Annotated in this window: 12 protein-coding genes; 10 read left to right on the forward strand and 2 right to left on the reverse strand. The window is 67.6% G+C overall.

Annotated features, from left to right (window positions below; translation table 11 throughout):
* Positions 1–192 precede the first annotated feature (192 nt).
* Positions 193–948, reverse strand: a complete 756-nt coding sequence (locus TPR58_RS17905; protein ID WP_346248101.1) for a sulfite exporter TauE/SafE family protein — start codon at positions 946–948, stop codon at positions 193–195.
* Between the two features lie 155 nt (positions 949–1,103).
* Between TPR58_RS17905 and epsC the strand changes: the two genes are divergently transcribed.
* From epsC to TPR58_RS17955, 10 genes are all read left to right on the forward strand, one after another.
* Positions 1,104–1,802, forward strand: coding sequence for a serine O-acetyltransferase EpsC (epsC, locus tag TPR58_RS17910; RefSeq protein ID WP_346248102.1), 699 nt, complete (start codon positions 1,104–1,106; stop codon positions 1,800–1,802).
* A 13-nt stretch (positions 1,803–1,815) separates the two neighbouring features.
* A complete protein-coding gene (locus tag TPR58_RS17915; protein WP_346248103.1) occupies positions 1,816–2,151 on the forward strand; it encodes a DUF2794 domain-containing protein in 336 nt (111 codons plus the stop codon).
* 39 nt (positions 2,152–2,190) lie between these two features.
* Positions 2,191–2,676: a GAF domain-containing protein gene (locus tag TPR58_RS17920; protein ID WP_346248104.1), complete on the forward strand. Its 486-nt coding sequence runs from the start codon at positions 2,191–2,193 to the stop codon at positions 2,674–2,676.
* A gap of 65 nt (positions 2,677–2,741) precedes the next feature.
* Positions 2,742–3,992 carry a histidine--tRNA ligase gene (hisS, locus tag TPR58_RS17925; RefSeq protein ID WP_346248106.1) on the forward strand — a complete coding sequence of 417 codons (1,251 nt, stop codon included), beginning with the start codon at positions 2,742–2,744 and terminating at the stop codon, positions 3,990–3,992.
* Positions 3,989–5,062 carry a peptide chain release factor 1 gene (prfA, locus tag TPR58_RS17930; protein ID WP_346248108.1) on the forward strand — a complete coding sequence of 358 codons (1,074 nt, stop codon included), beginning with the start codon at positions 3,989–3,991 and terminating at the stop codon, positions 5,060–5,062. The genes hisS and prfA overlap by 4 nt, the downstream gene beginning before the upstream one ends.
* Positions 5,063–5,503: 441 nt before the next feature.
* On the forward strand, positions 5,504–6,328 hold the full coding sequence (prmC, locus tag TPR58_RS17935) for a peptide chain release factor N(5)-glutamine methyltransferase (protein ID WP_346248109.1): 825 nt from the start codon (positions 5,504–5,506) through the stop codon (positions 6,326–6,328).
* A gap of 256 nt (positions 6,329–6,584) precedes the next feature.
* The gene (locus TPR58_RS17940; RefSeq protein ID WP_346248110.1) at positions 6,585–7,427 is read left to right on the forward strand and encodes a DUF4167 domain-containing protein; all 843 of its coding nucleotides are present in this window, start codon (positions 6,585–6,587) and stop codon (positions 7,425–7,427) included.
* A 156-nt stretch (positions 7,428–7,583) separates the two neighbouring features.
* Entirely contained in the window at positions 7,584–8,987 is a 1,404-nt protein-coding gene (locus TPR58_RS17945; RefSeq protein ID WP_346248111.1) for a DUF4139 domain-containing protein, read from the forward strand.
* Positions 8,988–8,998: 11 nt separating this feature from the next.
* Positions 8,999–10,516: a DUF4139 domain-containing protein gene (locus tag TPR58_RS17950; RefSeq protein WP_346248112.1), complete on the forward strand. Its 1,518-nt coding sequence runs from the start codon at positions 8,999–9,001 to the stop codon at positions 10,514–10,516.
* Positions 10,517–10,590: 74 nt separating this feature from the next.
* Positions 10,591–11,019 (forward strand): CBS domain-containing protein, encoded by a 429-nt coding sequence (locus TPR58_RS17955; RefSeq protein ID WP_346248113.1) that lies wholly within the window; start codon positions 10,591–10,593, stop codon positions 11,017–11,019.
* A gap of 24 nt (positions 11,020–11,043) precedes the next feature.
* Here the strand turns inward: TPR58_RS17955 and TPR58_RS17960 are convergent, their stop codons facing one another.
* Positions 11,044–12,522, reverse strand: a complete 1,479-nt coding sequence (locus TPR58_RS17960; protein WP_346248114.1) for a lipopolysaccharide biosynthesis protein — start codon at positions 12,520–12,522, stop codon at positions 11,044–11,046.
* Positions 12,523–12,783 lie beyond the last annotated feature (261 nt).

Genomic DNA, 12,783 nt, shown 5'->3' on the forward strand with positions numbered 1-12,783 from the left:
CCGGTCTGGGTTGGTGTTGCACCGCATATAGGGTTTCATGCCGCAATGCGGAAATTGGACGTTCCATATAGATTGATCGAGTGAGGCGATCAATGGCCGGGATTTGATCGACCGACTGAATTCCGACACGGCGCAACGCGAAACACCGCCCTGCCGGTGGGCAGGACGGTGCTGGAAGGCGTGTCGCGGGTTTCAGGCGAGTATGCGGTAGAGTCCGAAGAGGCTCGTGGCAGTCAGGACGATGCCGACGAGCAGCATCAGCAGCTTGGGCTCGATACGCTTGGCGAGGATCGCCCCGAACGGGGCCGCGATCAGGCCGCCTGCCAGCAGGCCGACCGTCGCCGTAGTGAAGGCTTCCCAGCCGAGATGCGTGATGAAGGTGGCCGAAATCGTCGATGTGACGAAGAATTCTGCGGTGTTGACCGTTCCGATCGTGGTGCGCGGGCTGGCGCCCTGGACCAGCAGGTTGCTGGTGACGACCGGACCCCAGCCGCCCCCGCCCGCCGCATCGAGGAATCCGCCGGCCAGACCGAGCGGTTCGACGATCTTGGGCGAGCGTTCCTTGGGCGGATAGTGCCTGCTGCGCCACAGCAGATACAGGCCGATCGCGATCAGATAGGCCAGGATGAACGGCTTCGCGACGTTTCCGTCGATGTTCGACAGGACATAGGCACCGAGCGCGCCGCCGAGCATTCCCGGGATCGCGATCCGCAGGAACAGTTTCCAGTTCACGTTGCGGTGGACCGCATGGCTGATCCCCGATGCCGCGGTCGTGAACGTCTCGACCATGTGCACGCTGGCCGAAGCCGCCGCCGGCGGCACGCCCAGGCTGAGCAGCAAGGTGTTCGAAATGACGCCGAAGGCCATGCCCAACGCCCCGTCCACCATCTGGGCACCGAAGCCGACCAGGATGAAAAGCGGGAGCGCCGAAAGGTCCAGTCCGTCCAAATCATATCCCTTTTCGCAAGCGGCCGGACGACGGAAATGCCGGTCGCGGCTTATTCCCACAAGATACATCGTGTTTAGACGCGACAAGCATCGGTGAGGCGTTCTGGAATTTCGCCGGTTTCGCTATTATGTGACGGCGATAAAGGGGACCGGCCATGTTCCGTCGTCTGGTGACGTATCTCGATTCCATCAAGGCGCGCGATCCCGCGCCGCGGTCCCGTGCGGAAATCCTTCTGTACCCGGGCGTCTGGGCGGTCGGCTATCATCGCATCGCGCATGCGCTGTTTTGCAACCGGCTGTTCTTCCTGGCGCGCGTCGTCAATCACTGGTCACGCTTCACGACCGCGATCGACATCCATCCCGGCGCCACGATCGGGAAGAACTTCTTCATCGACCATGGATTCGTCGTGATCGGGGAGACCGCCACGATCGGCGACAACGTCACCATCTATCAATGCGTGACGCTGGGCGGGACGAGCCCCGACAATGGCGTGGCGGGCAAGCGCCACCCGACGATCCAGGACGGCGTGATCATCGGGTCGGGCGCGCAGGTGCTGGGCCCGATCACGGTGGCGCCGCGCGCGCGAATCGGCGCCAATGCGGTCGTCACCAAGGACGTGCCCGAGGGCGCGGTGATGGTGGGCATCCCGGCCAAGGCGACGCTGGTCGAGGCCGAGAAGTGGCAGAAGGATTTCGTGCCCTATGGTACGCCGTGCAGCGAGATGTTCGATCCGGCGACGCAGAAGCTGGAGATCATGCGGTGCGAGCTGGAGGCGATGCGCAAGCGACTGGACGAGGTCCTGGAAGAGCGCGAGGCGCGGCCCGGCGCCCGGGGGAAGCGTGATTCGGCATAAGACGGCCCGCTAGATGGGGACCGTAACCCCGCTCCCGATCGGCCGGCCGGGACAGGTCGGCTTCGATCGGCTGGAGCTGACCCGCATCCTCGACCTGTACGGCCGGATGGTCGCCGCCGGCCACTGGCGCGACTATGCGATCCAGTTCGACGACGAGGCGGCGGTGTTCGCCGCGTTTCGCCGTGCGGCCGAACGGCCCGAATTCCGGATCGAGAAGCGCCCGGCGCTGCGCAACCGCCAGGGCATGTGGGCGCTGGTCGGCGAACATGGCGCGGTGCTGAAGCGTGGGCACGAACTGGGCCCGGTGCTGGCGCCGGTCGAGCGCAGGCTGATGAAACTGGTCGACTGACCCCTCCCGCTCGGCACGCGGCGTCGCTACATGGGCGGCATGTATGATTTCGCCATCGCCGCCGACTCCAAGTCCGATCTCTACCGCGAACTTGCCGCCGCGCTCGATTCGCTGACTGCGGACGAAAGCGATGCGATCGCCAACATGGCGAACGTCTCCGCGCTGATCTGGCAATATCTGCCCGACCTGAACTGGGCCGGATTCTATCGCAATATCGGCGACGAGCTGGTGCTGGGCCCGTTCCAGGGCAAGGCGGCGTGCATCCGCATCCCGTTCGATCGCGGCGTGTGCGGCGCGGCCGCGGCGACGCGCGAGACGCAGCTGGTCGACGACGTCCATGCCTTTCCCGGCCATATCGCCTGCGATGCGGCGAGCCGGTCCGAGCTGGTCGTGCCGATCGTCCATCAGGGCGCGCTGATCGGCGTGCTCGACCTCGACAGCCCGTCGCCGTCGCGGTTCGATGCAGGCGATGCGGCGGGATGCGAGGCGTTGATGGCGATCCTGGCGCCGCGGCTGGTCGGGTGAGGAAGGATCGGGCGTGAAGACGAATCTGGCGCTTCGCGTCGCGCTCCACTAAGAGCGCGCGCCTAATGGCACGCATCGAAACGCCCAACCGCATCCGCGGCACCCAGGACATCTTCGGAGACGAGCAGCGCCGCTTCGCGACGGTGCTCGACCGGTTCGACCATGTCCGCAAACTCTATTGCTTCCAGCGGGTCGACATTCCGATCTTCGAGGCGACCAACGTCTTTGCCCGCTCGATGGGCGAGACGTCGGACGTCGTGTCGAAGGAGATGTACAGTTTCGAGGACCGCGGCGGCGATTCGATCACGCTGCGCCCCGAATTCACCGCGGGTATCGCTCGCGCCTACATCACCGAAGGGTGGCAGCAGCACGCGCCGCTGAAGCTGGTCACGTCGGGGCCGGTGTTCCGGTACGAGCGCCCGCAAAAGGGCCGCTATCGCCAGTTCCACCAGATCGACGCCGAGATCCTGGGCGCGCCCGAGCCGGCCGCCGATGTCGAACTGCTGGTGCTGGCCGACCAGCTGCTGCGCGAGCTGGGCATTTCCGACGGCGTGACGCTGCAGCTCAACACGCTGGGCGATGCCGAGACGCGCGAGGCATGGCGCGCCGCGCTGGTCGCGCATTTCGAGGCGCACCGCGACGCGCTGTCCGAGGACAGCCTGACGCGGCTGGAGAAGAATCCGCTGCGCATCCTCGACAGCAAGGATCCGCGCGATCGCCCGATCGCGGACAGCGCGCCGGACATCGATGCCTTCCTGACGCAGGAGGCCGCCGCCTTCTTCAAGGCGGTGACGGACGGGCTCGATGCGGCCGGGGTCGCGTGGACGCGCAATTCGCGGTTGGTGCGCGGGCTCGATTATTATCGCCATACCGCGTTCGAGTTCGTCACCGACCGGCTGGGCGCGCAGGGCACGGTGCTGGCGGGTGGCCGCTATGACGGGCTGGTCGGGTCACTGGGCGGAGCCGAGACGCCGGGCGTGGGCTGGGCGGCGGGCGTCGAGCGGCTGGCGATGCTGCTGGCCGAGCCCCAGGCAGCGACGATCGATGCGGTGATCGTGCCGATGGGCGATGCGGCCAATCTTCGCGCGATGGGGATCCTCGCCGAACTGCGCCGCGCGGGCCTGGCCGCCGACATGGCGTTTCGCGGGAACATGAAGAAGCGGTTGCAGAAGGCCGATGCGCTGGGCGCGCGGTTCGCGATCATCATCGGCGACGACGAGCTTGCCAGGGGCGAAGCGGCGGTGAAGCAGTTGGGATCCGGCGTGCAGACCGCGGTGCCGTTCGCCGGACTGGCGGAGGCGCTGAAGGCGTCATGACGCTGATCCGACCCGACCGGATCGCCGCGATCGAGGCGCGGCGCGACGAATTGCAGGCGCTGATGGCGACCGGCGACCTGAGCGGCGAACGGTTCGTCCAGGTGTCGAAGGAATTCGCCGAACTCGAGCCGGTGGCGCAGGCCGCGGGCGAGGTGCGTCGCCTGCGCGCCGAGGTCGAATCGCTGCAGCACATGACGCAGGATGCCGACGAGGAGCTGCGGTCGATGGCGGCCGACGAGCTGCACGCCAATGGCGCGGCGCTGGCCGCGGCCGAGCGCGGGCTGGCGCTGGCGCTGCTGCCGCGCGACGCGGCCGACGAGCGCGCGGCGATGCTGGAGATCCGTGCCGGCGTGGGCGGCGACGAAGCCGCGCTGTTCGCGGGCGACCTGATGCGCATGTACCAGCGCTATGCCGACCGGCGCGGCTGGCGCACCGAGCTGATCTCTGCCAGCGATTCGGAAGCGGGCGGGTTCAAGGAAGTCGTGCTGAGCGTGACGGGGCAGGGCGTGTTCGCCCGGCTGAAGTTCGAAAGCGGCGTCCACCGCGTCCAGCGCGTGCCGGCGACCGAGGCGGGCGGGCGCATCCACACCTCGGCCGCGACCGTCGCGGTGCTGCCCGAGGCCGAGGACGTCGATGTGAAGATCGACGACAAGGACCTGCGCATCGACATCTATCGATCTTCCGGGCCCGGCGGCCAGTCGGTCAACACCACCGATTCGGCGGTCCGCATCGTCCATATCCCCTCGGGGCTGGTCGTGATCCAGCAGGACGAGAAGTCGCAGCACAAGAACAAGGCGAAGGCGATGAAGGTGCTGCGCACCCGCCTGTACGAGCAGGAGCGCGAGCGGTTGCACGCCGAGCGCGCCGGCGCGCGATCGTCGATGGTCGGATCGGGCGACCGGTCCGAGCGGATCCGCACCTATAATTTCCCGCAAGGGCGCGTGACCGATCACCGCATCAATCTGACGCTGCACCGCCTGCCCGAGATCCTGGAAGGCGAGATGGACGAGCTGATCGGCGCCCTGATCGCGCAGGACGAAGCGGATCGGCTGGCGCAGCTGGATGGGTGAGGGCGTGGCGGGCGCGGACCGCTGCGGGGGTGCGGGTTTGTCATGGCGGGGGCGCCGGCCAATCCAATGGTCTTCAGAAGCACCGTCACCCCGGCCGCAGTGCCGGGGTCTACCCATCCTCCATCCCGGACTACAGGGGCGCGGGTCGCTTGCCCGGGGGATGGATTCGACCGTTTCGAACGTCCGCGGGTCCGGGATGAGCCTGCCGGTGGACCCCGGCACTGCGGCCGGGGTGACGGTTGGGGGTGGGCGGCGTGCTTGTCTGGGTGGCGTTGTGTCCCTTTCCTCCCCCGGATGCTGCGCATCCGGGGGAGGGGGACCAGCCGCAGGCTGGTGGAGGGGGTCCACCACGTCTGTTGCGGCCCCCTCCACCACGATGCTGCGCATCGCGGTCTCCCTCCCCCGGAGCCGTAGGCTCTTGGGGAGGAGAGGGGTGGGGGGATGACTTCGGTTCGAACCTCTATTGCCGAGGCGGCGCGGGCGTTGGCGGTTGTCAGCCCGACGGCGCGGCTGGATGCGGAACTGCTGATGGCCCATGCGCTGGGGATCGGCCGCGAGGCGATGATTCTCGGGCGGCTCGGGGATCCGGTGCCGGACGGCTTTGCGGAACTGGTCGAGCGGCGGTTCCGGCATGAGCCCGTCGCCTATCTGACGGGCAGGCGCGCCTTCTGGACGATCGAGTTGATGGTCGGCCCCGGCGTGCTGGTGCCGCGGGCGGACAGCGAGACGCTGATCGAGGTAGCGGTCGCGCATTTCGGCGACCGTGCGCCGCGGCGGATCCTGGATCTGGGGACCGGACCCGGCACGTTGCTGCTGGCCGCGCTGGATCAGTGGCCGGGTGCGACGGGACTGGGCGTCGATGCGTCCGTAGCGGCGCTGGCCTATGCGCGGCGCAATGCCGCGGCGCTGGGCATGGGCGATCGTGCGGAGCTTCGCACCGGCGACTGGACCGACGGGATCGACGGCCGATTCGAACTGATCCTGACGAATCCGCCCTATATCGGGACGCAGGAGGCGCTTCCACCCGAGGTGCGCGAGCATGAACCGGCCGAGGCGCTGTTCGCCGGCAGCGACGGACTGGACGATTACCGCCGGATCGTGCCCGAGTTGCCGCGCCTTTTGTACCCCGGCGGGATCGCGGTGATCGAGATCGGGTCCACCCAGGCCGAGGCGGTGGCGGCGATGGTCGCGGGCACGGGACTTCGCGCGGCGGTGGCGCAGGATCTGGCCGGACTGTCGCGGGTCGTCTCCGCGGTTGAAATCTGATGCCGCAAGCCCATATTTAGGCTTGGAACTTGTTGCTGCGCCCGCTAAGACGAGCACGGGGTAGGGCACTTTCAACCAATCCGCTGCAAGGCAGGTCGTTGAACAGCGCGACTCCAATCCAAGTCATGTGTGCCGCCCCGTCCGGCGGCCATGGCAGCCGGGGAGCTCCGCTGGATCTCTCCGCGAACGGTAACACGCATCCGGGACCTTGATGGATCGACGGACAGCCTTGTAAAGACAGGACAGACAGACCTTGATGAACAATCGTCAGGCGAACAACGGGCGCCGTCGCGGCCGTGGCGGTCAGCAGCGCCAGGGTGGCAACCCGAACCAGGGCAATGGCAGTCGAATCGATAACCGGGCCCGCGGCAATGCCGCGCAGTTGCTGGAAAAATACAAGAATCTTGCCCGCGACGCGCAGTTGCAGGGCGATCGGGTCAACACCGAATATTATCTCCAGTTCGCCGATCACTATTTCCGCGTCGTGAACGAGAATCGCGCACGGCTCGACGATGGCAGCCAGCAGCGTCGCCAGCGCGAGGATTCGGACGACGAGGATGATTTCGAGTTCGAGGCCGAGGGCCAGCGCGACGATCAGCCGCGTGGCGACGAAGTCGGCACTCGCGAGGATCGCGCGCCGCGCCAGGACCGCGGCACTCGCGACGCCCGTGAGGATCGCGGCAATCGTGAAGAGCGCAGCGTCCGCGAGGATCGCGGCAACCGCGATGAGCGTGTCGCCCGCGAGGATCGCGGCAATCGCGACGACCGGGGCGAGCGTCGTGAACGCCGCCCGGTTCGCGGCAATGGCGGTGGTTATCCGGTCGAGACCGGCGACAGCGCCACCGAAGCCGTCGAGGCCGTCGAGCAGTTCGCCTCTGCCGAAGCGCAGCCGGTTGCCGAGGAAGCGCCGCGTCCGCGCCGCCGCACCACCCGCCGCGACCGCGAGGCCGAGGTGCAGGGCGAGGGCGGCATCGACGCCGCGATCCTGCCGCCGGCACTGGGCGTGAGCGCCGAGGCCGCGCCGGTCGACGAGCCCGCCGCCGAGGAAAAGCCGAAGCGCCGCCGCACGCGCCGCGACGCAGAGGCTCCGGCGGCCTGACCGGTCGGACCCGACGTGCGAGATTGCCGCCATCCTCACCCCGGTGAGGGTGGCGGTTTTCGTTTCCGGACCTGCGATGCGTGGAGGATGCGAAACAACTGGCCCCGCGCGGCCAAGCTGCTACCAACGGGTCCGACAGGGAATTGGGAGGATCGCATGCGCTGGCTGGCTCTTGGTCTGATGGCATTGCCGGCGGCGGTGCAGGCGCAGACCGCGGTTCCCGCACCCGACCAGAGCGCGCAGGGCGATGTCGCGGTCACCATCTACACCAATGATCTCGCACTGGTGCAGGACAAGCGTACGCTAAGCCTGCCGGCGCAGCGCACGCGGCAGGAATTTCCTGACGTGTCGGCATCGATCCGGCCCGAGACGGTGACGCTGAGCGGCGGCGGGCTGACGATCGTCGAGCAGAATTTCGATTTCGACCTGCTGACCCCGCAGAAGCTGATGGAAAAGGCGGTCGGCCGCACGATCACGCTGGTGCGGACGAATCCCGAAACCAAGGCGGAGACGCGCGAGGAAGCGCGGGTGCTGGCCAACAACAACGGCACCGTCGTCCAGATCGGCAACCGCATCGAGGTGATCGACCCAAGCAGCACGCGGGTGATCTTCCCGACGCTGCCGCCCAATCTGCGCGCGCGGCCGACCCTGTCTGTGACGGTCGACAGCGCGACCGCCGGCGCACGGCCGGTCACGCTCAACTATCTGTCGCGCGGGTTCGGCTGGAAGGCCGATTATGTCGCCTTGTTCGACGAGAGTGCGGGCAAGATCGACGTGCAGGGCTGGATCACGCTGACCAACACCAGCGGCACGACCTTCAACAACGCCCGCACGCTGCTGGTTGCAGGGGCGGTAGGCGAGGACGGCAATGGACAGCGCCAGGTCTATGGCCGGCCCAACCGGACGATCCCGGGCAACCGCCCGGGAACGCAGACCGCCAATCGCGAACAACTGGGCGACTTCTATGTCTATCCGCTGGCCGAGCGGACGACGATCGCCAACGCCCAACAGAAGCAGGTGAGCTTCCTGGACGTGACGGGCACCCCCGCGGCGCGCGCCTATTTCTATCGCAACCAATGGCTGGGCACTGCCCAGGAAGCGGCAAGCGCGGACACGGTGCTGCGCTTCTCGTCGGCGCGCGAGAGCGGGCTCGGCGACGCGCTGCCCGCGGGGACGGTGCGCGTCTATATGCGCGATGCGCGCGGCCAGCCGCAGTTCATCGGCGAGAGCGCGATCGGCCATACCCCGATGGGGTCGAGCCTGGCGCTGAAGACCGGCGAGGCGTTCGACGTGAAGGTGCAGCCGGTGGTGGAGAAGCGCGAGCGGCTGGGGACGACGCGCTGGCGCACGACGATGCGTTACACGCTGACCAATGCGCGGTCGGCGCCGGTCGTCGTCGACTTGGCGCAGGCGGGACTCGATTTCCTGTGGGACGACACGAGGATCGAGAGCGAGAGCCAGAAAAGCGAGCGGACCTCGTCGGACGAGGTGATGTGGAAGGTCGACGTGCCCGCCAATGGCGAGGCCAGCGTTACCGCCACTTTCGTCACCCGTTACTGAGCGGCCGAGCGGTGCGGCCGATCCGCGCCCTCGGGCTTGCCGTCGTCGCGATGATCGCGGCGCTGCCGGCGCTTGCCCAGCCGGTGACCTCGCCGGCGCCCGATTCGGTTGCGGTCACCATCTATCGCGCGCCCAATGCCTCGCCCGATCGCGAACTCCAGCTCAACTGGCTGCAGGGCTATGCGCTGGTCACCGAGAAGCGGACGATCACGATCCCGCGCGGCCGCGCGACGATCCGGTTTGAAGGCGTCGCAGAAGGCATCCTGCCCGAAAGCGCGATCGTCGCGGATTTGCCGAGCGGGGTGCGCGAGAAGAATCTTGACGCGGACCTGCTGAGCCCGCGCAGCCTGTACGAACGCAGCCTGGGCCGGCCGGTCACGATCCGGCGGCGGGCGCAGGACGGTCGCCAGGTCGAGGAGCCGGCGATCATCCGGTCGGGCGCCGACGGCGCGGCGATCCTGGAGACGCGCGAGGGATTCGTTGCGGTCAATTGCGGGCCGACGCGCGATTCGATCGTCTATCCCTCGGTGCCGGCGGGGCTGTCGGCCAAGCCGACGCTGTCGATCGAGACCGAATCGGCGGAGGAACGGCGGGTCACCGTGACCCTGTCCTATCTCGCCTGGGGATTCGACTGGCAGGCCAATTATGTCGCGACGATGCGGCCGGACGGGAAGCTCGACCTGTTCGCCTGGGTGACTTTGGCCAACACCGACGTGACCAGTTTCGTCGATGCCGAGACGATGGTCGTTGCCGGCCGGCTCAATCGGGAGAGCGCGCGGCCCTATGAGCGGCCGGCTGACGGGTCGCTGAGCTTTAGCTGCTTTCCGACCTTCGTCGAGGAATCCGAACCTCAGTTCGCGGCCGACGGCGTCGTGGCTGAGCCGATGATGATGGCGCCGGCCCCTGCGCCGGCGATGGCGAGAGAGGAGATCGTCGTCACAGGATCGCGCATCGCGCGCCAGGAGGAACTGGGCGACCTCAAACTGTATCGTGTGCCCGACCCGACCACGGTCGCCTCGCACAGCCTGAAGCAGGTCGCGATGATCGATCGAAAGGCGGTCCCGGTCGAGACCTTCTATCGCGCCTATGTCTCTGACGGGGCGCAGGTTCGCCGCGTGCTCCGCCTGCAGAATCGCAAGGAGCAGGGGCTGGGCCTCCCGTTGCCGCAGGGCGGCGTTGCCGTGTTTGCGCCGCGGGGCGAGGATCGCGTGCTGATCGGCCAGGGGAGCGTGGCCGACAAGGCGGTGAACGAGGAAGTCGAGATCGAAATCGATGACGCGCCGCAGATCAGGATCCAGGCCGACGCGACGGGTTCGGGCGATCGCCGGGCAGACAGACTGGTCACCGTGACCAACGCCAATCCCTTTCCGGTCCGGTTCGAAGGGGATGTCACGCTCGACGACGGTCACAAGCGCCAGCGGACTTCGGCGAAGCTGCATCGCAAGAACGGGCGCGACCTGTGGATCGTGGAGGTTCCGGCCAATGGCAGCGCGACATTGCGCTACCGCGATGTCGCGCCGCGCAAATGATCTGATGCAGGTCTTTGCAATCGGCCGCGTTTCGTGGGACCTTGCTTCGCCTAACTGACAAAGGAGTTCGGTCGATGACGATCGCGGCAATCCTGAGCGGGAAGGGGAGTGATGTGGTCTCGATCGCGGGCGATCGGACCGTGGCGGAAGCGGTGGCGCTGCTGTCCGAGAAGCGGATCGGCGCGGTGCCGGTGATGGACAGCGACGGGGTCGCCGGCATTTTTTCGGAGCGCGACGTGATCCACTGCCTCGAGCGGCACGGCGCGGCGGCGCTGGATCACAGGGTAGCCCAGGTCATGACGGCACCGGCGATCACGGTTACGCGCGACGAATCGATCCTGGCGGCGCTGGCGCTGATGACGCGGCGGCGGGTCCGGCACCTGCCGGTGGTGGAGCGCGGCGAATGCGTCGGCTTTGTGTCGATCGGCGATCTGGTGAAGTACCGGATCGACCGGATCGAGAGCGAGGCGAACGAGATGCGCGCCTATATCCAGCAGGCCTAGCCGGTCTGGGGCAGCGGGCGGGGATCAGGCCCCGCGCTTGCGGATCATGTCGAGGACGTCGGCGATCGTGCCGCGGGCAAAGGCGAACAGCCATGCGGCATAGGCGGCGGCTCCGGCGGCGGTGAGGATGGCGAGCCGCGCCGCCTCGCCCATCGGGGGCAGTGCCGCATCGAGCAGGACAACGAGCAGCGCCATTGCCGCCGAGGCGATCGCCGCCGGGGCGATGGCATCGACCAACTCGCGCAGACGAACGCCGATCACCGGCAGGGTGCGCCGCGCGCTGATGGCGAGATAGAGCGGATAGGCGGCGAACCAGCCCGCGACCAGACCCGTGACTCCCCAGTTCACCCCGACGAGGAAGGCGAGGCCGAGCAGCACCCCGCCGGTCAGCCCGTTGCGCGCGCCGATCCGCGGGTGACCGAGTGCGTCGGTGACCGGCGAGAAGAGGCATTGCAGCGTCATCAGCGGCATGGCGAGCGCGAGCCAGCGCACGACCGGCGCCGCCTCGACCCAGTGCGGGCCGAGCACGACGCGCACCAGCGGGTCGGCGGTGACGGCAAGGCCGAGGTGGAAGGGCAGGCCGATGACCATGATCGTCCGCGTCGCCTTGACGAAAGCGGCGGCGACTCCGGCGCGATCCTGCTGCATCCGCGCATAGGCGGAGAAGGCGACCTCGTTGAGCGGAGGAACGACCTTCGACACGAAGATCTGGGTGAGGAACAGGCTGGTGGTGTAGATGCCCAGCTCGTGCGCTGAGAGCGAGCGGCCGGCGATGAAGACATCGGCCTGGCTCTGGAGGAACCAGAAGAACTGGCCGGCGGCCATGACCCCGCCATAGCGGGCGATGTCGCCGGCGCCGCGAAAGTCGAAGCTGGGCAGCATCCATGAGCGCGCTGCCCAAGTGAGGCCGATCGCGCGCACGAAGAACAGCGCGATCGGCGCGGCCACCAGCGTCCACACTCCCCATCCGGAGAGCGCGCCGGTCAGCGCGACCGCGGCGCCGGCCAGCGACGAGGCGAGGGTCACCTGCGCCTGGCGCTTGAAGTCCATCGAGCGGCTGAGCAGCGCGGCAGGTAGCGCCATGAACGGTGTCGCGAGATAGAGCAGCGCCTGGACGCGCAGCAAAATGGTTACCTCGGGCTGGCGATAATAGGCGGCGGCGAGGGGGGCGAGCGCGAACTGGAGCGTGCCGAGGCCGAGGTTGAGCAGCAGCAGCATGCCGAACAGCTGGCGCTGCGCGGTGCGATCGGCATGTTCGCGGCGCACGAGTGCGCTGGCCAGGCCGTAGCCGTTGAGCATGTTGAGCAGGACAAGGACGACCTGCGTCATCGCGAACAGCCCGTAATCGGCCGGGCTGAGGATGCGGATGACGAGGAAGGTCGAGGCCCAGGCGATCCCCTGGCCGAGAATCTGGGTGCCCGATCGCCAGATCACCGCGCTGCGAATCTGGTCGCGCAGCGATTCGACGGGGCGATTCGGGGTTTCGAGGGCGGTTTCGGTCACCCCGACGCTCTAGGGTGCGGGGATTGAGATCGCGTAAACCCTCGAAAAATCGTTGGTTTTCACGCGTCTGGAAGAAAAACGACATAAAAGTGCAAAACGGCGGTTGACCGAATCAGGACCCCCACATATATGCCCTTTCACCGCAGCGGGGCGCCACACGGAGCTTTGCAGCGGTCACCAAAAGCAAGGCGCACGGGACACCCCGAGAAAAGGGGTAGGACGGTGCGTCGGTTTTTGTCGCTCTTTGAAATTGTGATTTTG

The sequence above is a fragment of the Sphingomonas rustica genome (genome assembly GCF_039652585.1).
GTDB classification, from domain to species: Bacteria; Pseudomonadota; Alphaproteobacteria; order Sphingomonadales; family Sphingomonadaceae; genus Sphingomonas; species Sphingomonas rustica.

Bases quoted from the DNA above. Each gene is read 5' to 3' on its own strand.
- epsC (WP_346248102.1), top strand. From the start codon at position 1,104: ATGTTCCGTCGTCTGGTGACGTATCTCGATTCCATCAAGGCGCGCGAT.
- TPR58_RS17915 (WP_346248103.1), top strand. From the start codon at position 1,816: ATGGGGACCGTAACCCCGCTCCCGATCGGCCGGCCGGGACAGGTCGGC.
- TPR58_RS17920 (WP_346248104.1), top strand. From the start codon at position 2,191: ATGTATGATTTCGCCATCGCCGCCGACTCCAAGTCCGATCTCTACCGC.
- hisS (WP_346248106.1), top strand. From the start codon at position 2,742: ATGGCACGCATCGAAACGCCCAACCGCATCCGCGGCACCCAGGACATC.
- prfA (WP_346248108.1), top strand. From the start codon at position 3,989: ATGACGCTGATCCGACCCGACCGGATCGCCGCGATCGAGGCGCGGCGC.
- prmC (WP_346248109.1), top strand. From the start codon at position 5,504: ATGACTTCGGTTCGAACCTCTATTGCCGAGGCGGCGCGGGCGTTGGCG.
- TPR58_RS17940 (WP_346248110.1), top strand. From the start codon at position 6,585: ATGAACAATCGTCAGGCGAACAACGGGCGCCGTCGCGGCCGTGGCGGT.
- TPR58_RS17945 (WP_346248111.1), top strand. From the start codon at position 7,584: ATGCGCTGGCTGGCTCTTGGTCTGATGGCATTGCCGGCGGCGGTGCAG.
- TPR58_RS17955 (WP_346248113.1), top strand. From the start codon at position 10,591: ATGACGATCGCGGCAATCCTGAGCGGGAAGGGGAGTGATGTGGTCTCG.